The organism is Brevibacterium sp. UCMA 11752, from assembly GCF_021532235.1.
GTDB lineage: Bacteria > Actinomycetota > Actinomycetes > Actinomycetales > Brevibacteriaceae > Brevibacterium > Brevibacterium antiquum.
Map to the genome: position 1 here is coordinate 2253290 of NZ_JACBOS010000003.1, position 18921 is coordinate 2272210.

General features: G+C 63.3%; 20 protein-coding genes. 18 read left to right on the forward strand and 2 right to left on the reverse strand.

The genetic code is table 11. From position 1 onward, the window contains the following. The first annotated feature begins 10 nt into the window (after positions 1 to 10). From lepB to HU144_RS10140, 7 genes are all read left to right on the forward strand, one after another. Positions 11 to 715 carry a signal peptidase I gene (lepB, locus tag HU144_RS10110; RefSeq protein ID WP_235351240.1) on the forward strand — a complete coding sequence of 235 codons (705 nt, stop codon included), beginning with the start codon at positions 11 to 13 and terminating at the stop codon, positions 713 to 715. After that, positions 715 to 1446: a ribonuclease HII gene (locus HU144_RS10115; protein ID WP_235351241.1), complete on the forward strand. Its 732-nt coding sequence runs from the start codon at positions 715 to 717 to the stop codon at positions 1444 to 1446. Before lepB ends, HU144_RS10115 begins: the two co-directional genes overlap by 1 nt. Beyond that, positions 1443 to 1760: a DUF2469 domain-containing protein gene (locus HU144_RS10120; RefSeq protein WP_092107263.1), complete on the forward strand. Its 318-nt coding sequence runs from the start codon at positions 1443 to 1445 to the stop codon at positions 1758 to 1760. Before HU144_RS10115 ends, HU144_RS10120 begins: the two co-directional genes overlap by 4 nt. Before the next feature lie 204 nt (positions 1761 to 1964). Continuing rightward, a complete protein-coding gene (locus HU144_RS10125; protein WP_235351242.1) occupies positions 1965 to 2363 on the forward strand; it encodes a YraN family protein in 399 nt (132 codons plus the stop codon). Beyond that, the gene (locus tag HU144_RS10130; RefSeq protein ID WP_235351243.1) at positions 2360 to 3910 is read left to right on the forward strand and encodes a YifB family Mg chelatase-like AAA ATPase; all 1551 of its coding nucleotides are present in this window, start codon (positions 2360 to 2362) and stop codon (positions 3908 to 3910) included. Before HU144_RS10125 ends, HU144_RS10130 begins: the two co-directional genes overlap by 4 nt. Next, the gene (gene dprA, locus HU144_RS10135; RefSeq protein WP_235351244.1) at positions 3907 to 5190 is read left to right on the forward strand and encodes a DNA-processing protein DprA; all 1284 of its coding nucleotides are present in this window, start codon (positions 3907 to 3909) and stop codon (positions 5188 to 5190) included. Before HU144_RS10130 ends, dprA begins: the two co-directional genes overlap by 4 nt. Positions 5191 to 5303: 113 nt before the next feature. Further along, a complete protein-coding gene (locus tag HU144_RS10140) occupies positions 5304 to 6260 on the forward strand; it encodes a tyrosine recombinase XerC (protein WP_235351245.1) in 957 nt (318 codons plus the stop codon). Positions 6261 to 6278: 18 nt separating this feature from the next. Here HU144_RS10140 and HU144_RS10145 read toward each other — a convergent pair whose 3' ends face one another. Continuing rightward, positions 6279 to 7229 carry a D-alanyl-D-alanine carboxypeptidase family protein gene (locus HU144_RS10145; protein ID WP_235351246.1) on the reverse strand — a complete coding sequence of 317 codons (951 nt, stop codon included), beginning with the start codon at positions 7227 to 7229 and terminating at the stop codon, positions 6279 to 6281. Here HU144_RS10145 and HU144_RS10150 point away from each other — a divergent pair. From HU144_RS10150 to HU144_RS10195, 10 genes are all read left to right on the forward strand, one after another. Beyond that, on the forward strand, positions 7204 to 7386 hold the full coding sequence (locus tag HU144_RS10150; protein ID WP_235351247.1) for a hypothetical protein: 183 nt from the start codon (positions 7204 to 7206) through the stop codon (positions 7384 to 7386). The genes HU144_RS10145 and HU144_RS10150 overlap by 26 nt on opposite strands. A gap of 587 nt (positions 7387 to 7973) precedes the next feature. Continuing rightward, positions 7974 to 8939, forward strand: a complete 966-nt coding sequence (rpsB, locus tag HU144_RS10155) for a 30S ribosomal protein S2 (RefSeq protein ID WP_198397080.1) — start codon at positions 7974 to 7976, stop codon at positions 8937 to 8939. A gap of 34 nt (positions 8940 to 8973) precedes the next feature. Then, entirely contained in the window at positions 8974 to 9801 is an 828-nt protein-coding gene (gene tsf, locus HU144_RS10160) for a translation elongation factor Ts (RefSeq protein ID WP_198397081.1), read from the forward strand. A gap of 174 nt (positions 9802 to 9975) precedes the next feature. Further along, positions 9976 to 10728, forward strand: a complete 753-nt coding sequence (pyrH, locus tag HU144_RS10165) for a UMP kinase (protein ID WP_143922504.1) — start codon at positions 9976 to 9978, stop codon at positions 10726 to 10728. A 151-nt stretch (positions 10729 to 10879) separates the two neighbouring features. After that, on the forward strand, positions 10880 to 11437 hold the full coding sequence (frr, locus tag HU144_RS10170) for a ribosome recycling factor (protein WP_198397082.1): 558 nt from the start codon (positions 10880 to 10882) through the stop codon (positions 11435 to 11437). After that, positions 11437 to 12477, forward strand: coding sequence for a phosphatidate cytidylyltransferase (locus HU144_RS10175; protein WP_235351248.1), 1041 nt, complete (start codon positions 11437 to 11439; stop codon positions 12475 to 12477). The genes frr and HU144_RS10175 overlap by 1 nt, the downstream gene beginning before the upstream one ends. Positions 12478 to 12588: 111 nt before the next feature. Beyond that, positions 12589 to 13896, forward strand: a complete 1308-nt coding sequence (gene rlmN, locus HU144_RS10180; protein ID WP_235351249.1) for a 23S rRNA (adenine(2503)-C(2))-methyltransferase RlmN — start codon at positions 12589 to 12591, stop codon at positions 13894 to 13896. An 83-nt stretch (positions 13897 to 13979) separates the two neighbouring features. Continuing rightward, positions 13980 to 14540 carry a DivIVA domain-containing protein gene (locus tag HU144_RS10185; RefSeq protein WP_198397085.1) on the forward strand — a complete coding sequence of 187 codons (561 nt, stop codon included), beginning with the start codon at positions 13980 to 13982 and terminating at the stop codon, positions 14538 to 14540. Beyond that, positions 14533 to 15216 (forward strand): hypothetical protein, encoded by a 684-nt coding sequence (locus HU144_RS10190; protein WP_235351250.1) that lies wholly within the window; start codon positions 14533 to 14535, stop codon positions 15214 to 15216. The genes HU144_RS10185 and HU144_RS10190 overlap by 8 nt, the downstream gene beginning before the upstream one ends. 43 nt (positions 15217 to 15259) lie before the next feature. Beyond that, entirely contained in the window at positions 15260 to 16057 is a 798-nt protein-coding gene (locus tag HU144_RS10195; protein WP_235351251.1) for a N5-glutamine methyltransferase family protein, read from the forward strand. A gap of 323 nt (positions 16058 to 16380) precedes the next feature. Here HU144_RS10195 and HU144_RS10200 read toward each other — a convergent pair whose 3' ends face one another. After that, positions 16381 to 17580, reverse strand: a complete 1200-nt coding sequence (locus HU144_RS10200) for an acyl-CoA dehydrogenase family protein (protein WP_235351252.1) — start codon at positions 17578 to 17580, stop codon at positions 16381 to 16383. 99 nt (positions 17581 to 17679) lie between these two features. Here HU144_RS10200 and dxr point away from each other — a divergent pair, with 99 nt between their 5' ends. Then, positions 17680 to 18921, forward strand: coding sequence for a 1-deoxy-D-xylulose-5-phosphate reductoisomerase (gene dxr / locus HU144_RS10205; protein WP_235351253.1), 1242 nt, complete (start codon positions 17680 to 17682; stop codon positions 18919 to 18921).

Below are 18921 nucleotides of genomic sequence, written 5' to 3' on the forward strand. Positions count from 1 at the left end.
AAGCGAACGAATGTCAACCGAATCAGAAGCTTCCCCACCTTCACCCTCGAAGAGATTCCTCCGTGGCCTGCTCGAGACCGCAGCGATCATTGTCGTCGCGATCCTCATCTCCACCGCACTCAAGACCTGGGTCGTCCGCTCGTTCTACATCCCTTCGGGATCGATGATGGAGACTCTGCAGATTGATGACAGGGTCCTTGTCAATCAGCTGGCGCCGAATTTCGGGCCGGCCAACCGCGGCGACATCATCGTCTTCGACGACCCCGACCATTGGCTCAGCCCTGAAGAGATCTCGGAGTATGAGCCCAATCCTCTCCTCGAGTTCGTCGGACTGGCTCCCGCTGACGGGGGCCAGCAGCTGATCAAGCGCGTCATCGGCGTCGGCGGGGACACCGTCGAGTGCTGCGATGCGCAGGGACGCATCCTCGTCAACGGCGAACCCATCGATGAGACATACCTCGACGACGGCACCGCACCGTCGGAGGTGGACTTCAAGGTCACCGTCCCAGAGGGCCACTATTGGGTGATGGGTGATAATCGCAGCAACTCCGCAGACTCCAGGTACCACGCCGACACGCAGCCCTATGTGTCCGAGGACAACGTGGTGGGCACTGTCTTCCTCATCAACTGGCCCTTCAAACACTTCAGTTGGATGTCCAACCCCGAGTCGGTCTTCGCCGACGTCCCCGACTCCGAAGGAATCACCGGCAGCTGATGGCACAGATCGGATTGCACGACCTCAGCTGTGAGCGCGCCCTGCTCGCAGAAGGCTACGAGTTCGTCATCGGCATCGACGAGGTCGGTCGTGGGGCACTGGCAGGGCCGGTCAGCGTGGGAGTGGCCCTCTTCGACCTCAGAGAGCTCACCGGCGCCGAGGTGCCTGCGGGCATTCATGATTCGAAGCAGCTGAGCGCGCTTTCGCGTCAGACCGCGACAGATCGAGTCAACGGGTGGGCGCGAGCCACGGCAGTAGGGGCGACGACGCCGAGCGAACTCGACGAACTCGGGATGACCATGGCACTGAACCTGGCGGGCCGTCGGGCACTGTGTGACATGCTGATGCCTCTCGTCGGCTCAGCGGTTCTTCCACCATCGACGATGGTGCTCCTCGACGGCAAACATGACTGGCTTTCAGCTCCACTCACGCTCGACTGCCTGGGGATATTCGGGCCCGCAGCAGACCTGGAACTGCCTCAAGTGCGGACCGTGATCAAAGGTGACGGCAGTGTTCCTGTCATCGCCGCGGCAAGTATTGTGGCAAAAGTGCACCGAGACGAGGCGATGATCGCACTCGCCGAGGCTCATCCCCAGTATGGTTGGGAGTCGAATGTCGGGTACGGAACCAGCAGACACCGTCGGGGCATCGCCGACTTCGGCCCCAGCATTCACCACCGGAGAAGCTTCCGCCTGCTAACGGCGCACGATGCGAAGGAGGGATCGTCATGAGCACTGATGATCTGGACGATTACGAAGCTCAACTGGAGCTTCAGCTCTACAAGGAGTATCGCGATGTCGTGGGACTCTTCGCCTACGTTGTCGAGACCGAACGTCGCTTCTACTTGGCCAACCACGTTGATCTCAAGGCCCACAACGACGCCGGAGATGTCTACTTCGAACTGACGCTGCGAGACGCTTGGGTGTGGGACAGCTACCGGTCGGCGCGTTTCATCAAAACCGTGCATGTGCTGACCTTCAAAGACGTCAACATCGAGGAGATCGCCAAAAGCGATCTGGAACCACCGACGTCGATCAGGGGCTGACGGCGGCCAGCGGCCAACAGCTGATCAACCAGAAGTGATGATCTGATCAACCAGAGGCGCTGCTACTGGAGAGGCACTCGCACGCTTAGGTCTGTGGACCGGACCTCGACTTGCACGTGATCGGCCTGTGGACGACGAAGCGCCGTCCACAGGCCGATCGTCTGCTCTTGTCACGTCTGCATCGCCGGTGGTGGTCTGTCACTCATGGGACCAACATCTGGCAGACGCAGCACAACGACACCGGGAATGCGTCAGCGCGCTCTGGGACAGACAGGGGAGGACCTGGCAGCAGAGTTCCTGCAGCGGCAGGGCATGGTCATCATCGAACGCAACTTCAGATGCCCACGGGGAGAGATCGACATCATCGCCCGAGACGGTGAGACCATCGTCTTCGTCGAGGTGAAGACCCGCAGAACGCTCGCCCTCGGATCTCCCCTCGAAGCCGTGACCAGGGCGAAGTTGAAGCGGATCAGAATGCTGTCGGCAGTCTGGCTGCGTGGGCAGAGCGACTTCTTCGCCGCCATCCGCATCGATGCCCTCGGCATCGTCATGGAACCCGAACCCGAGTACTCACATCGCCGCAACCTGCAGGTCGACTCGTGAGCGAAGAAGCGAAGCTCAACGTGATCGGACGTGCCTCCGCCGTAGCGCTCTGGGGGCTGGCAGGCAAGATCGTGTCCATCGAAGCCTGCGTCAGCGCCGGCCTGCCGGGCATCGACATCGTCGGTCTGCCCGACGCTTCCGTGAGCGAATCCCGGAAACGACTTCGCGCCGCACTCGCCTATCTGGGGATACCCGTGGCCACGCAGCATCTGACGATCAACCTCACTCCAGGCACGGTGCCGAAGATCGGCACCGGATTCGATCTGGGAATCGCCGTGGCCGTACTCAAAGCTCAAGGCGTCATCGACGAAGCCGACACTGAATCGATTATCCACTGCGGTGAACTGGGCCTTGACGGGCGCATCCGCCCCGTCACCGGTGTGCTGCCGAGCCTGCACAGCGGCCTGCAGGCCGGCTTCGAACGATTCGTCGTGCCCGTGGGCAATCGACAGGAATCAGCACTGCTCGGGGGAACCAGGGTCCGAGCCATCGCCTCGCTGGCCGAACTGATCAACATCTACGGCGGAGACCTCAGCGTCCCGATGCTGCCACCGGTCATCGACGCCGAAACTGTCGACCCGGAGATTTCCGAACGCCACGACCTCTCCGAAGTCCAAGGCCAGGCTGAAGCACGATTCGGACTCGAAGTCGCGGCGGCCGGTGGGCACAATCTGCTGATGCGAGGCACACCGGGAGCCGGGAAGACGCTGCTGGCCCAGTGTCTGCCGGGGATACTGCCACCATTGGACGACCCACAGGCGGTCGAAGTGGCGGCGGTGCGCTCGCTGCGTGGAGAGCTGCACAGCGGCGAAGGGCTCGATCATCGGCCTCCATTCGAAGCGCCCCACCACCGCAGCACCGCCTCGGCGCTCATCGGTGGGCGCAGACCCGGGTCGATCGGAATTCTCAGCAGAGCCCACCGCGGCGTCCTCTTCATGGACGAAGCTCCCGAGTTCTCACGCGATGTACTCGAAGCACTGCGTCAGCCGATGGAGGCTCGACAGGTTCACATCCATCGGGCCTGGGGCTCCATGGTGCTTCCAGCATCGTTCCAACTGGTGATGGCGGCGAACCCCTGCCCCTGTGGAGCTGGAATGCGCGGAGCCGACTCCACGTGCCGGTGCACTCCGATGGACAAGCGCCGCTACCGCAATCGACTCTCCGGTCCTCTGCTGGATCGCGTTGACCTGCAACTCGAACTGTTCCCAGTCTCACCGGCCGACATCCGCCTTGGTGGGGCACAGGAGGACAGCGGTGCCGTCGCCGCACGGGTCAGACTCGCCCGGCAGCGACAGGCTGACCGATACGTCGACTGTGAGTGGACGCTGAACTCGAACGCACCCGGGGCCTGGCTGCGTGAGCACTTCTCCCTGAGTCCGAACAGTCTGCGCGACCTGGACCGCGCACTCGAGACAGGAAGGATCACCATGCGTGGATACGACCGAGTGCTGAGGGTGGCAACGACCCTGGCCGACTTGGAAGGGGCCAAGGCGCCGACACCGGACAAGATCACGACGGCGCTGGCTCTGAGGACACAGGACTCATGAACGACGACATTAAGAACGACGACATTATTGACGACGAGAGTGGAGACATTCGAGCGGCTGTGGCCGCCCTGCTGAGGATCGGCGAACCCGGCGACGGACTGCTCACAGGACTCGTTGACGAGATCGGTCCGATAGCAGTGCTCAAGCTGATCCGGGCCGTGGCAGCAGGAACATCATCAGCGGCCGAGGCCGCCGACAGCCTGACGCCGATCGTGAACGCGGTCGCGGGCAGCGGACAGCTCGGAGAGGCACTCGATCGGTGGGCCGTGCGAGGCGAGGATGCGCAGGGATATCGTGACCTCGAGGCAGTGCAGAGACTGGGCGGGCGGCTCGTCATCCCCAGCGACGACGAATGGCCGATTGCTCTGAGCGACCTCGGACCGGCGGCACCACTGGGGCTGTGGGTCAGGGGCAAGGCGCGACTGAACGCAGCGCTGCAACGGGCAGCCGCTATCGTCGGAGCACGAGCGGCCAGCAACTACGGCACCAAATGTGCCTCAGACCTGGCCTGGGATCTGGCAGCGAGGGGCCTGACCATCGTCTCCGGCGGAGCATTCGGGATCGATGCGGCCGCCCACCGAGCAGCCATCGCCCGCGACGGCACCACGATTGCCTTCATGGCTGGGGGAGTCGACCGGTTCTATCCGGCGGCCAACACCGAGCTGTTCCACCAAGTGCTTGAGTGTGGAGCGATCGTGTCCGAAACCGCTCCCGGGATGACTCCGATGCGACACCGCTTCCTGCTCCGAAACCGTCTGATCGCCGCCTCGTCCCAGATCACCGTCATCGTCGAGGCCGGTTGGCGCAGCGGAGCACTCAATACCGCCAGGCACGCACTCGAGCTTTCACGTGAAGTCGCGGCATTCCCTGGATCCGTGTATTCGGCGTCGTCGACGGGCACCCACAGACTCATCCGGCACCGTGAAGCGGAGTTGGTGACCAGCTGCGAAGACGTCATCGAACTCATCAGTGCGGCCCAACCGAAGCTGTTTGACGACGGCAGCCTTCCATCCGAAGACCCGCGCACCCTGTCCGAAGGCCCGCGCCTCCGCTCCGAGGGACCGGGCCGGTCGCCGGCAGATCCGATCGACGACCTCGCCGAACGAGAGAAGATCTGCCTCAATGTGCTCTCGGCGACCAAGGCGCTGGATGTCGGAACCGTGGCGGCTCGGGCCGGACTGACAGTGCCGAACACACTCTCCGCGCTCGCAGTCCTCGAACTCGCCGGTCTGAGCGCTCGCCGCGATTCCGGCTGGGTCAAACTGCGCAGACAGAAATGACTCTTTGAGGCAGACAGTGATGAGATGTCGAAGCAGAAAGAGATGAGTCCTCGATAAGGAGCCGCTGAGTGAAGGTCCACCGCGTGGCCCGGGCGATCGCGTAACCTGGGGCTGTGACCCCTCCCATGACCATCGCCGAGGTGGTGTCCGGCTATGCCGACCACCTGAGATCACGCGACGTCTCCGCCCACACCTCGCGGGCCTACATCTCAGATGTCACAGACTTCTTCGACCACGCGGCCCACTCGCCGGCTGCCCGCACCCGAGCGGGCACCTCCGAGCCCAGCGTGGGCGACATCGATCTCAACGATCTGCGTTCGTGGCTGATCACCCTCGACGATGCCGGAGCGGCTAAATCGACCGTGGCCCGGAAGATCGCAGCCGTGAAGTCCTTCTTCGCCTACTGCGTGAACCACCAGGGACTGACGAACAATCCGGCGGCGCGCCTGCGGACTCCCAAGAAGGACTCTCGTCTTCCCACCGTCCTCAAACCTCAGCAGGCTGCCGAACTTGTGTCCCGGGGGCGTGCTGCTCACACCGAGGCTGACAGCAGCGATCCAATTGACGCAGCTAAGTGGGCCAGGGACGCAGCCATCCTGGAGATGCTCTATGCCACGGCAGTGCGCGTATCAGAGCTGACCGGGCTGAACCGCAGCGACGTTGACCATCAGCGTTCGATGATCACTGTCCTGGGCAAGGGGAACAAGGAACGACGCGTCCCCTTCGGCAAACCCGCCCAGTCGGCATTGCAGCAATGGCTGACACTGCGGGAGACCTTGGTCTCGAACGCCAGCGGTGATGCGCTCTTCCTTGGTGTGAGAGGCGGACGAATCGGAGCCAGACAGGTCAGAGAACTCGTTCATCGGTACGGCTCCGATCCCAGCGCCCCCGATATCGGCCCGCACGGGCTGCGGCACTCGGCGGCTACGCACATGCTCGACGGGGGAGCGGACCTGCGACAGATCCAGGAGCTGCTGGGGCACTCGACTATGAGCAGCACGCAGATCTACACTCATGTTTCGATGCAGCGACTGCAGGAGACCTATCGGCAGGCCCACCCCCGGGCCTGATCTGACTCGCTGGGGGCTTCACTTTCGGAATTCCCAGTGCCACGGCTCAGGCAGCGAACCGCTCTGACGGGCCCAACCGGGATGGATCCATCCGAACTTCGGTGCGTTGGCACGCATCCACTGGTGTTCGGCGGTGCCGAAGGAGTTGATTCCGCCTCCTAGGTCGACGGCCAGCGCCCAACCGTGATTCGAGGTTCCGGGAGTCGCTGCCATCCGACCCTTGCGTCTCTTCAGGATGACCTGGGTGTCATAGTCACGGTAGGCATCCGTGACGGAGATCGGAGTCGAGAATCTGGCTTCATAGGCGTGGGACATCCGGTCGAAGGCCGCTTGGGCATCACAGCGCAGCATCTGTCCGGCTGCCGATTTCAACGCGCACATTGCAGCGGCGGGGATTCGACCATTGCGATGTCCACCCCAGGCACCTGCTCCTGATGTCGTGGAGCCCCCGGTGTGTTCCTCTGCCGGTTTGCGTGACAGCGGCAGGAGGATCGACTGCTCCTGCCCGAAGAAGCCTGCCGGGTCGATGTACTTCTTCACACCTGCTGACTTCCAGGCACCGATGTGCAGGCACGATTCGTCGCAGTGACCGCCTTCGGCAACTGTTGCTATCTCCGCACCGGCGGGAAACGCCTCTCCTATCTCCAGCGTCGACTCGGCCGGTTGGAAAGAGATGACGTATCCGGAGTCCGTCTCGATGCTCATGGTCGCGGTCCCGGCCACAGAGCCGCGGAAGCGAATGGTGCCTGCAGCGGGCGCACGTACCGGTTCACCACTGACCGTGAGGACATCGATGCCGCGATGTCCCGCCAACCATGCCTCTGAGGGCGGATCGAAAGCCTCGGTGATCTCCATCGCAGGGACGGGCGAGACCCACGTGGGTTGAGCCTCGGACGCTGGTTCGGCAGCTGCCGTCCGGCCCGGTGCCCCCACCTCGGCGAAGGTGAGGGCCAAGACGATCAGAGCCATTGCAGCAATAGGTCGCAGCCACGACGATGCCGGCCGCGACGATGCCGGCCGCGACGATGCCGGCCGCGACGATGCCGGCCGCGACGATGCCGGCCGCGACGATGCCGGCCGCGACGATGCCGGCCGTGATCGAACCGAGGTGGAGCGGACGGAGTGAGGAGAATCGACGAAGAAGTCCATGGACCCATGGAAGCCCGGTCGCTTCGAGATGTCAGGCGCACGGACAGCGCCTGTGGACGACCCGCTGACGTGCACAGGTGAAACGAACACAAGTGGTGTGGCGATGCACAGGAAAAAACGAGTAAGTGGCGAAGCGCAGCGCCTGATCAGACAGGTGTGGAGGTGCTGACCCTGAACGGCCGGGCGCAGCCTCGGTGCAGATGAACCAAGGTGGGATCAGGATATCCACACCTCAGTGGACATGAGTCGAACGAGATCTCCTGTCCAGAGCGGGCCAAATGCCGGCCAGGGTGTGATGCAGCCCATTCCTCGGGTGCTGGATCGATTGGAAAAGCCTTGGGCAACGGGGATAGGATGGCCTCAGCAGAAGCGTGTCTTCTGACTACGCGTATTCGATTTCTTCTCCATCCCATGGTGCAAATAGTCCGCGAGGGCGAATTTGTGGGGCGGATGAACCGAATACCAGGAATCAACCGAAAAGGTCACTGTTGCCGACGGCTCAAAGCCGACGGACAGCACTGACGTAAAAGCGCCTTCGGGCGCAAGAGAAAGGAGGGCGTCGGCATGGCCGTCGTCACCATCCGCCAGCTGCTCGACAGCGGCGTTCACTTTGGACACCAGACCCGTCGTTGGAACCCGAAGATGAAGCGTTTCATCTTCACCGAGCGCAACGGCATCTACATCATCGACCTGCAGAAGTCGCTGGGCTACATCGACTCTGCATTCGAATTCGTCAAGGAAACCGTGACCCACGGTGGCTCGATCCTCTTCGTCGGCACCAAGAAGCAGGCACAGGAATCGATCGCCGAACAGGCCAAGCGCGTGGGGCAGCCCTACGTCAACCAGCGTTGGCTCGGCGGTATGCTCACCAACTTCCAGACCATCTCGCTGCGCCTGCGCCGCCTGAAGGAACTCGAAGAGATCGACTTCGACGACGTTGCAGGTTCTTCGCACACCAAGAAGGAACTGCTCATTCTCCGTCGCGAGAAGGACAAGCTGGAAAAGACCCTCGGCGGTATCCGCGACATGCAGCGGACCCCTTCGGCTGTCTGGATCGTTGACACCAAGAAGGAACACCTTGCTGTCGACGAAGCACGCAAGCTGGGCATCCCGGTCATCGCGATCCTCGACACCAACTGCGACCCTGACGACGTCAACTACCCGATCCCGGGCAACGACGACGCCATCCGCTCGGTGTCCCTGCTGACCCGCGTGATCGCCGACGCAGTTGCAGAGGGCCTCATCGCCCGCCACTCCTCGGACGACGACAGCGGAGAGAAGAACGTCTCCGCCGTCGAACCGATGCCTGAGTGGGAACGCGAACTGCTCGAGGGCAACGCTCCTGCCTCTGAGGAAGCTGCCGCTCCAGCTGCAGACGCTGCTGAGAAGCCGGCCGCTGACGCCGCTGCTGCGGCTGAAGAGGCGACCGACGAGCCTCCAGTTGAGGCCGCTGCTGAGGCCGCTGACAAGGCGACCGAAGCACCTGCCGCAGAAGCTGCTGCAGACTCCACCGAGTCCACAGAGTCCTGATTTCCTTTAACTCCACCAACTTTTAGGAGAAAGAATGGCAAACTACACTGCCGCTGATATCAAGGCGTTGCGCGAGAAGACCGGCGCCGGAATGATGGATGTCAAGAAGGCTCTTGACGAAGCTGACGGCGATCAGTCGAAGGCCATCGAGTTCCTCCGTGTGAAGGGCCTCAAGGGCGCCACCAAGCGTGAAGGTCGCTCCACCTCCGACGGCCTCGTGGCCACACAGATCGACGGCGGCGTCGGAACGATGATCGAGCTCAACTCGGAGACCGACTTCGTTGCGAAGTCCGATCCCTTCGTTGCACTCGCCGACGAAGTTCTGGCCCTGGCCGTTGCCGAAAACGCTGATTCGGCCGAGGCTGTCCTCGAGTCCACGAAGGACGGCAAGCCCGTCTCGGAGTTCATCACCGAAAGCGGTGCGACCCTGGGCGAGAAGGTTGCCCTTCGTCGCGTCGGACGTCTCGAAGGCGCAAACGTCGAGTCCTACCTGCACCGCACGAACAAGGACCTGCCCCCTCAGGTGGGCGTCCTGCTGGCATACGAAGGTGACGACGCAACTGTCGCACACGACGTCGCCGTGCACATCGCAGCGATGAGCCCGAAGTACTTCTCCCGTGACGAGGTCCCTGCTGACCTCGTGGAGAACGAACGTCGCATCGCTGAGGACACCGCGAAGAACGAAGGCAAGCCTGAGAAGGCTCTGCCCAAGATCATCGAAGGCCGCGTCAACGGCTTCTTCAAGGAGAACTGCCTGCTCGACCAGGGATTCGCCAAGGATCCCAAGCAGTCCGTGAGCAAGGTCCTCGAAGCTGCCGGCGTCAAGGCCACCGGATTCCTGCGTTTCCGCGTCGGAGCCTGAAACACCATTGACCGTTGAGCGAGTCGCTTTCCGACCCGCCCAACAGTCGTCTCGCTTGAGAGTGAACTCATAAGCGGCTGACGGGGTCGGACCATTCGGTCCGGCCCCGTTTTCGCTACACTGACACCGACGACTCATCCGGGCTCCTACCTGCCCAGACGGAAGAAGGACTAAATGACATCCACCCCGGTTCACGAATCCAGCTACGCCAGCAGACCGGTCCGCACCCATCGCCGCCGTGTGCTCCTCAAGCTCTCGGGCGAGGTGTTCGGCGGAGGAAAGATCGGAGTCGATCCCGATGTCGTCGCCGCTGTCGCCAGAGAAGTCGCCCCCACCGTCGACGAGGTGGAAGTCAGCATCGTCGTCGGCGGCGGAAACTTCTTCCGCGGAGCAGAGCTGTCCCAGCGGGGCATGGACCGCACGCGCGCCGACTACATGGGCATGCTCGGCACCGTGATGAACTGTCTGGCACTGCAGGACTTCCTCGAACAGACAGGCGTCGATACCCGGGTTCAGACTGCGATCCCCATGTCCCAGGTCGCCGAGTCCTACATTCCGCGCCGGGCCATGCGCCACATGGAGAAGAACAGGGTGGTCATCTTCGGCGCCGGAGCCGGACTGCCGTACTTCTCCACCGACACCGTTGCCGCGCAGCGTGCCCTGGAAATCCACGCCGACGAAGTCCTCATCGCCAAGAACGGCGTCGACGGCGTCTACACCGCCGACCCGAACATCGACCCCACAGCAGAGAAGATCAGCGAGATCACCTACCAGGAGGCGCTGCAGAAGGGCCTCAAGGTCGTTGACGCAACCGCATTCTCCCTCTGCATGGACAACAAGCTGCCGATGCACGTCTTCGGCATGGAAGGCGAAGGCAATCTGCGCAAGGCGATTGTCGGCGACAAGATCGGCACCGTAGTCAAATAAAGCCCCAGGGCACATTGCCCTGGGCACTCAGCGCCTCGAAACACCTCCTCAGACGAAATCCAGGACTCTCCCTGGATCAATCGAGTGCGGCATTCGTGAGCTATGACCCATAGAATGAACCCAAAGCTCCCATCGACGGAAAGAGTGAGTCGTGATTGAAGAAACACTGGCAGAGGCCAGAGAGAAAATGGACAAGGCCGTGGAATTCACACAGGAGGACTTCTCGTCCATCCGCACCGGCCGCGCCAACCCCGCGCTGTTCGCTTCGATCGAGATCGAATACTACGGTGCGCCGACCCCGCTGCAGCAGCTGGCCTCATTCCAGACCCCGGAAGCCCGCACGATCCTCGTGACTCCCTACGACCGGGGAGCGCTGGGCGACATTGAGACTGCTCTGCGCAATTCGGACATCGGCGCCAACCCTGCCAACGACGGCAACGTCATCCGCGTGGTGCTCCCGGAACTCACCGAGGAACGCCGCAAGGAATACGTGAAGATCGTCAAGGGCAAGGCCGAAGACGGCAAGGTGTCGATCCGCAACATCCGTCGTCACGCCAAGGAGACCCTTGAGCGCATCAAGAAGGACGGCGAGGCCGGTGAGGACGAAGTCGCACGCGGAATCTCCGAACTCGACGATCTGACGAAGAGCAAGGTCGACAATGTCGACAAGCTTCTGTCCCAGAAGGAAGCTGAGCTCCTCGAGGTCTGATGATTTCGTTGACCGGGCCAGACAACCCAGCGTCAGATCCGGCTCCCCTCGGGGGGCCGGATCCGGTTCCGCATACGTCAGGGTCTGACGCCCCATTCCCGAAGCGCAGGGACCTGCGCAACTCCGGCAAGGACTACTCGCCGGAAGAGCCGGAGACCAACCCGGCCGCGGCGACCAACTCTGCCGCGGAGACCGGGAAGAACGTCCCCGAGGTGGCAGAGAAGGACTACGGGAAGGCCGGACGGAACCTGCCGGCTGCGATCGGCATCGGGCTGCTCATCGGCGGAATCGTCCTGGCCTCCCTCATCGTCTTCCCGATCTCCTTCCTCTTCATCATCCTCATCGCCATCGTCGCCGCGATGTGGGAGCTGGCCAACGCACTGTCGCGTTCGGGATCACTCGTGTCGCGGATACCGACCATGGTCTCGGCCGCCTGTATGGTGCTCGCGACCTTCGTCGGCGGCCGCGAGGCACTGTGGGTGACCTTCGCCGCCAGCGCCGGCGCGGTGATGCTCTTCACCATGGTCGAGCGACGCAAGAACGCGGTCAAAGATGTCTCGCTGTCCCTGTTCGCGCTGACCTATGTCGGACTCATGGCCTGCTTCGTCGTGTACCTGCTGACCCAACCCGACGGCAATCTCTACGTCATCCTGTTCCTCGCCAGCGTGGTGGCCTCGGACACCGGCGGCTACGTCTTCGGCGTCCTCTGGGGCAAGCACCCGATCGCCCCGAGGATCTCCCCGAAGAAGTCGTGGGAGGGCTACATCGGCTCGGTGGTCTTCGCCGCAGCAGTCGCGACGACCCTGGCGCTGACGCTCTTCGATGCTCCGTTCTGGACCGGACTGGTCTTCGGAGTCGTCATCCCAGCCTTCGCCACGCTCGGCGACTTCAGCGAATCGATGATCAAACGCGATCTCGACCTCAAGGACATGGGAACTCTGCTGCCAGGTCACGGCGGTGTCATGGACCGACTCGATTCGATCCTGCCCACCGCACCGGTTGCTCTGGTGATGTTCTCGGTTCTGCCCGGCTATCTCTGATCCGCTGCGATCCGACTCGTATCGGCGTCCCTCACGCGCCGATGACTCTCACTTATCCGCCGTGGCGGCGCACACACCCCACGAGAATTGCTCTCATGAGACAATGGACGAGTGAGTTCTCAAGCAGGTAACAGGCAGACCAGGCCCGTCGTCGAACACGCAGACGGCACGACGTCGAAGACACCGACGCGTGATGGCCGTCCGCTGCTCAATTTCAAATCTCCGCGAGCCAGTCAGCCGAAGCAGCATCTGGCCGACATGACGATGGACGAACGCATCGACGCGGTCAAGGAGATGGGACTGCCCGCCTTCCGCGCGAAGCAGATCTCGACCCACTACTTCTCGCACTACCAGACCGATGTCGAGTCCATGACGGACCTGCCCAAGGACCTGCGGGCGGACCTGCAGGAACGGTTCTTTCCCCACCTCCTGACCGAGGTTCGTCGTCTGCGAACCGCCAACGGCGACACGATCAAATTCCTGTGGCGCCTCTACGACGGCGCGCTCGTGGAATCGGTGCTGATGCGCTATCGCAACCGCGTCACCCTGTGCGTCTCCAGCCAGTGCGGCTGCGGCATGAACTGTCCCTTCTGCGCGACAGGGCAGCAGGGTCTGACACGCAATATGTCCGCGGCCGAGATCGTCGAACAGGTCATCCGTGCCAACCAGGTCATCGCCGCCGGCGAACTCGCACCGGCACCCGCAGGGGACATGCCGGCGGAGGGGGAGACAGCGCTCGGTGCCGAATCCGATGAGGACCAAGGTGAGACCTCTGAGGCCACGGTCGACGCATCCGACACGACCACCTCGGCGACGGGACCCGAACGGGTCTCCAACATCGTCTTCATGGGCATGGGTGAGCCACTGGCCAACTACAAGCGAGTGATGAACGCGGTGCGCCGGTTCGTCGAACCCGCACCGCAGGGATTGGGAATGTCGGCCCGCCGGATCACCATCTCCACGGTCGGCCTGGTCCCGGGCATCAACAAGCTCGCGGCCGAGGACATCCCCGTCACTTTCGCCCTCAGCCTCCACGCACCCGATGATGAGCTGCGCGATGAGATGATCCCGGTCAACACCCGGTGGAAGGCCGATGAGGCCATCGACGCCGCGTACAACTACTACCAGGTGACGGGACGTCGCGTGAGCATCGAATACGCGCTCATCAAGGACATGAACGATCACCCCTGGCGGGCAGAGCTGCTGGCGAAGAAGCTCAACGCTCGCGGTCGCGGCTGGGTCCACGTCAATCCGATTCCGCTCAACCCGACTCCGGGCTCCGTGTGGACCGCGTCGGAGCCGGAGGTGGCAGACGAATTCGTGCGCCGGCTCGTCGACCAGGGGATCCCCACGACGATCCGCGATACCCGCGGATCGGACATCGACGGAGCCTGCGGACAGCTCGCTGCCGCCGACTGAGAAGTCGCGAACACGCATTTTCCGCGTCCGCCATTTATCATGGTGGAAATGACCAATACGCACGATTCGCTTCTGGAGGCAACATGGCGGACACGACTTTCCCCCGAATGTCCGGATGGAAGAACGGCTACGACCCGAAACAGGTCGACAGCTTCTTCAAGCGTGCGCGCGAATCCTTCGAACGTCCCACCCCACAGCCCGGCGACCTCGACTCCCGGGCGGTGCGCACGGTCGGCTTCGATCTGGTGCGCAAGGGATACCACGTCGCCGTCGTCGATGCCGCACTCGACCGACTCGAAGACGCCTTCGCCAAACAGGCACGTGACCGCCTCATCGCACAGTCGGGCCAAGATGCCTGGGTATCCGAACTGACACGTGTGGCCGCGTCCCTGCGGGGACGCCTGGTCCGCGAACCCGGTGAGCATTTCGACAATCCGGCCCCCGGCGTCATCGGCTACGACATCGAACAGGTCGATGACATGTGCGAGAAGGTCAACGCCTACTTCACGCAGGGTGTCGCGATGAGCGTCGACCAGGTTCGCCGTGTCCTGTTCAAGACGGCCAAAGGCAACAAGGCCTACGACGAGGACCAAGTCGATGCCTTCATCGACCGCGTCGTCGAAGTGATGGCCTCCGTTGACTGATTTCCACTACTTCGAACAGCCAAGCGACACGTCCTCAGGCTCGCTCAACCCTGTGTTCGAGCTGCTCGACTACCCGATCGTCATGGGCGGCGCCGATGACATCGTCCTGACCGGTCCGACTCCGGACAGACCACTGGTCGATGGCCGCGAAGTCACCGATCCGCGGCTGATCAGAGCACTGTCGAAACCCGATGAGCTCGACCGCGCCGAGGTGCTGGATCGGAGCGCGAAGTTCGCCGGTGTCCTCCGTGCCATGGGGATCACCGGCAGCGAGGGCGAGCGGATCCTCATCGCCGAGGATGTGCCGCCGATCTCGCGGGCGTTGAGCATCCTCGGTGCCATCCGCATCGGACTGAGCATCGATGTACGCTCCGAACCCGCCGCCGACGACAGCACAACAGACAGCACCACGGTGTTCGTCCACCCGATCGAAGCACCACCCGTCGAATCGGGACGGGCGTCGGTCAAGGCCATCCGCTCACGCTTCGAAGGCGTGGGAATCGCGATTGCGGGGGAGACAGCGAACCTCGATCAGGCGATGAGAGACTCACGAGTCGAGCCGACAGAAGTGGTCGCACTGACACCCGACCAGGCTCTCATCCACACCGACGAGAAGTCCCTCGACGCACGATCGAGCCTCGAGTGGCTGACCCGGGAGATTCTCGCTGAGGCCTGACGCCTCCGCTCCACACGAATCTGCGCAGCCCGACCAGCCCACGGTGGCGGCCCGACTGCGCGCAGCAGGGTGCGTCTTCGCCGAAGACGAAGCCCGCATCCTCATCGATGCGGCGACGTCCTCTGCGCACGTGGCGAGATCGCCCGGCCTCGCAGCTCAGAAGAACAATGGCCTCCTGGCCGAACTCATCGCCCGCCGAGTTGCCGGCGAACCTCTCGAGCAGATAGTCGGATGGGTCGAATTCGCGGGGCAGCGACTACACGTCGCCCCCGGCGTGTTCGTGCCTCGGCAGAGAACCGCGCTGCTGGCGAAGGCGACGATGCGCGCCGTGGAGGCAGCCGGGGCCGGGGCACGGTTCCTCGAAGCCTTCTGTGGAGTGGGGCCGGTGGCTACTACGGTGTCCCGGGCACTGCCGGAAACGCAGATCCACCTCGGCGATCAAGACGATACGGCGCTTGAGTGTGCACGGAAGAACGTCGGACCACGCGCTGACTGTCACCGACTCACATGTCTGGAGGGTCTGCCGCAGTCTCTGCTGGACAGCATCGATGTCATCTCCGCAGTCCCGCCCTATGTTCCCGACGCTGCTGCGGAGTTCCTTCCCAGAGAGGCGATTGAGCATGAGGCACCGACAGCGCTGTTCGGAGGAGCTGACGGTTTGGACCTCGTGCGCTGCCTCATCCGGGACTCAGGCGAGTGGTTGGCCCCGGGAGGGGTGCTGCTCATCGAACTCGGCCGCGAACAGCGGCACACGGCTGCTGACTTCGCAGAGACCCGGGGATTCAGCGCCAGTTGCCTCCTCGGCGATGACTCGCAGACCACTGTGCTCGAGCTGCGGTGACCGGGGCCAGCAGGCCACACGACCTCAACTGATGCCTGAAAGTTGTGCCAAGCGCCCGGCAGTAGTACCCGGCGCCTGACGCCTGGGGCCCCGCAGTTGTACCCGGCACCTGACGCCTGACAGTAGTGCCCGCGCAACGTCGACAACCGCTTGCCGGAAGTGTGGGAGTACAGCATTTGTGCTCTACGTACACACTTCCGGCAAGCGGTTGCTGTCCGGCACTGAGAGCAGGCGCGGCGCCCCTGCAGCCGCAGGCGCGGCGCTCAGCGCAACGAGGTGCTGCCGCTGCCGCACTGCAGCCGCTGGCGCTCAGCGCGTGAGCGTCAGTTGGCGAAGGCGTTGATTCCGGTGAGGCTGCGGCCCAGCGTGAGCTGATGGACCTCGTGGGTGCCCTCATAGGTGAGCACGGTCTCGAGGTTGACGGCATGGCGCAGCGGTGGGTATTCGCTCGTGATGCCCGAACCGCCGAAGAGTGCGCGCAAGTCACGGCAGACGTTCATCGCGGTGTCGACGTTGACCATCTTGCCCAGGCTGATCTGCTCGGGACGCACTCCCTGCTCCGAGTCCTTGAGCTTACCCAGATGCGCGGCGAGCAGCGTGATCTGCGAGTACTGACCGAAGGCCTTCGCAAGCTTCTGCTGGCTGATCTGGAACGAAGACAGCGGACGGTCGAACTGAATGCGGGTCCCGGTGTACTCCAGCGCAGACTGCAGGGCGTCGCGGGCAGCACCGGTGACGCCGAAGACGATTCCGTAGCGGGCCTCGGACAAGCACGACAGCGGCCCCTTCAGGCCCTTGGCCTTGGGCAGCATGGCGTCTTCGGGCAGGCGCACGTTGTCGAGGACGATTTCGCCGGTGATCGAGGCTCGCAGTGAGATCTTGCGGTGGATCTCCGGCGTCTGGACGCCCTCAGTGTCGCTGGGGACGACGAATCCGCGGACAACGGGCTTGCCCTTGGAATCGGTCTCCTCGGTCTTGGCCCACACGACCATGACATCGGAGACGGGGGAATTCGTGATCCACATCTTCGCGCCGTTGAGGATCCAATCGGATCCGTCCTTCTTCGCGGTCGTCTTCATGCCCGAGGGGTCGGAGCCGACATCCGGTTCGGTCAGACCGAAGCAGCCGATGGCCTTGCCTGCTGCCATCTTCGGCAGCCATTCGTCCTTCTGCGCCTCGGAGCCGAAGTGGTGGATGGCGAACATGGCCAGTGATCCCTGGACCGATACGAGCGAACGCAGACCCGAGTCCACGGCTTCGAGCTCCCGGCAGGCCAGACCGTACTGGGTGGCGGTGGATCCGCCGCATCCGTAGCCATCGAGGTGCATGCCGAGGAGGCCGAGTTCGCCGAGGCCCTCCGCGAGCTCTCGGGCGGGGATCGTGGCATCGAGGAAGTAGTCGCCGATCTTGTCGCGGACGTTCTCATCAAGCCATTTCTTCACGATCGACGCGAACTCGAGGTCATCTTCCTCGAAGACCGAATCCAATCCCAGAATGTCGTCGGGGCTCAGCGTTGCACTCATAAAAACCTCTCTCGCCTTTGATTCGCATTGCATATCTCACGTCGCCGATGACACCGATGTCGAGTCATTTCCCAGAGAACTTTGGCATTATCGGTAGGCGTGAGCAAACGTAGAATCATTGTAGTCGGCTCGACTGGTTCGGTCGGCACCCAGGCCCTCGATGTCCTGACAGAGAACGCAGCGGACTTCGAGGTCATCGGCCTCGCTGCCGGAACCCAACTCGATGCGCTGGTCGTCCAAGCCCTCGATTTCTCGGTCCCCGTCATCGGTCTCACCAGCCCACCTGAGGGTGGCCCGAGTGAGATCCGGCAGCGTCTGGAGCAGGCCGCAGGTGAACGCGGGATCAGTGATCCCGTCCGTGAGATCCACGTCGGCCCCGATGCCGCCGAGGTGGTCGCTGGGGCAGCTGCCGACATCGTCCTCAACGCTGTGACCGGAGCCGCCGGACTCGGTGCGACCCTGGCTGCTCTCGACCGCGGCACCGACGTCGCGTTGGCCAACAAGGAGTCTCTGATCATCGGCGGCTCGATCGTCCTCGATGCTGCGGCCCGGACCGGAGCCGCCCTGATCCCCGTCGACAGCGAGCACTCCGCGATCGCCCAGGCTCTGCGCTCGGGCACCCACGGCGAGGTGAGCAAGCTCGTCATCACCGCCTCCGGCGGACCGTTCCGCGGCATGACCCGCGATGCGCTGCGCCGTGTCACCCCGGCTCAGGCACTCAAACACCCCACCTGGTCGATGGGATCGATGATCACCATCAACTCCGCGACCCTGGTCAACAAGGGTCTCGAAGTCATCGAGGCCCACCTCCTCTTCGACATCGACTTCGACCACATCGAAGTCGTCGTCCACCCGCAGTCCCAGATCCACTCGATGGTCGAGTTCAGCGACGCCTCGACGATTGCGCAGATCTCCCCGCCGGACATGCGCCTGCCCATCGCCTATGCCCTCGGCACTCAGAGCGACGGCCAGACTCGGCGGCTGGCATCCGGAGCGGTGGCCAACAACTGGGGACAGCCGATGCACTGGTCCTTCGAACCCGTCAACCACATCGCCTTTCCGGCACTGGGCCTGGCCGTTGAAGCAGGACGGAAGCGGAAGAGCTTCCCCGCGGTGTTCAACGCCGCAAACGAGGTCCTCGTCGAAGCCTTCATCGGCGGTGAGATCCCGTTCACCGGAATCGACAAGGGAATCGAACGGGCGCTGCAGGCCCACGAACCCGCCGCCGAGCACACCGTCGAGACCGTCCTCGCCGCCGATGCCTGGGCTCGCGAGTTCGCCCGTGAGGACCTGAGAGCCCAGACCACGTCCGCACAGGGCAAGAACGTCGGCGGCTCCTGA

What these genes read in the sequence shown, in the direction of transcription:
- lepB (WP_235351240.1), top strand. Translation starts at nt 11, where the DNA reads ATGTCAACCGAATCAGAAGCTTCCCCACCTTCACCCTCGAAGAGATTC.
- rpsB (WP_198397080.1), top strand. Translation starts at nt 7,974, where the DNA reads ATGGCCGTCGTCACCATCCGCCAGCTGCTCGACAGCGGCGTTCACTTT.
- HU144_RS10200 (WP_235351252.1), bottom strand. Translation starts at nt 17,580, where the DNA reads ATGAGTGCAACGCTGAGCCCCGACGACATTCTGGGATTGGATTCGGTC.
- HU144_RS10125 (WP_235351242.1), top strand. Translation starts at nt 1,965, where the DNA reads ATGGGACCAACATCTGGCAGACGCAGCACAACGACACCGGGAATGCGT.
- HU144_RS10175 (WP_235351248.1), top strand. Translation starts at nt 11,437, where the DNA reads ATGATTTCGTTGACCGGGCCAGACAACCCAGCGTCAGATCCGGCTCCC.
- HU144_RS10120 (WP_092107263.1), top strand. Translation starts at nt 1,443, where the DNA reads ATGAGCACTGATGATCTGGACGATTACGAAGCTCAACTGGAGCTTCAG.
- HU144_RS10115 (WP_235351241.1), top strand. Translation starts at nt 715, where the DNA reads ATGGCACAGATCGGATTGCACGACCTCAGCTGTGAGCGCGCCCTGCTC.
- pyrH (WP_143922504.1), top strand. Translation starts at nt 9,976, where the DNA reads ATGACATCCACCCCGGTTCACGAATCCAGCTACGCCAGCAGACCGGTC.
- HU144_RS10185 (WP_198397085.1), top strand. Translation starts at nt 13,980, where the DNA reads ATGGCGGACACGACTTTCCCCCGAATGTCCGGATGGAAGAACGGCTAC.
- dprA (WP_235351244.1), top strand. Translation starts at nt 3,907, where the DNA reads ATGAACGACGACATTAAGAACGACGACATTATTGACGACGAGAGTGGA.
- tsf (WP_198397081.1), top strand. Translation starts at nt 8,974, where the DNA reads ATGGCAAACTACACTGCCGCTGATATCAAGGCGTTGCGCGAGAAGACC.
- HU144_RS10145 (WP_235351246.1), bottom strand. Translation starts at nt 7,229, where the DNA reads ATGGCTCTGATCGTCTTGGCCCTCACCTTCGCCGAGGTGGGGGCACCG.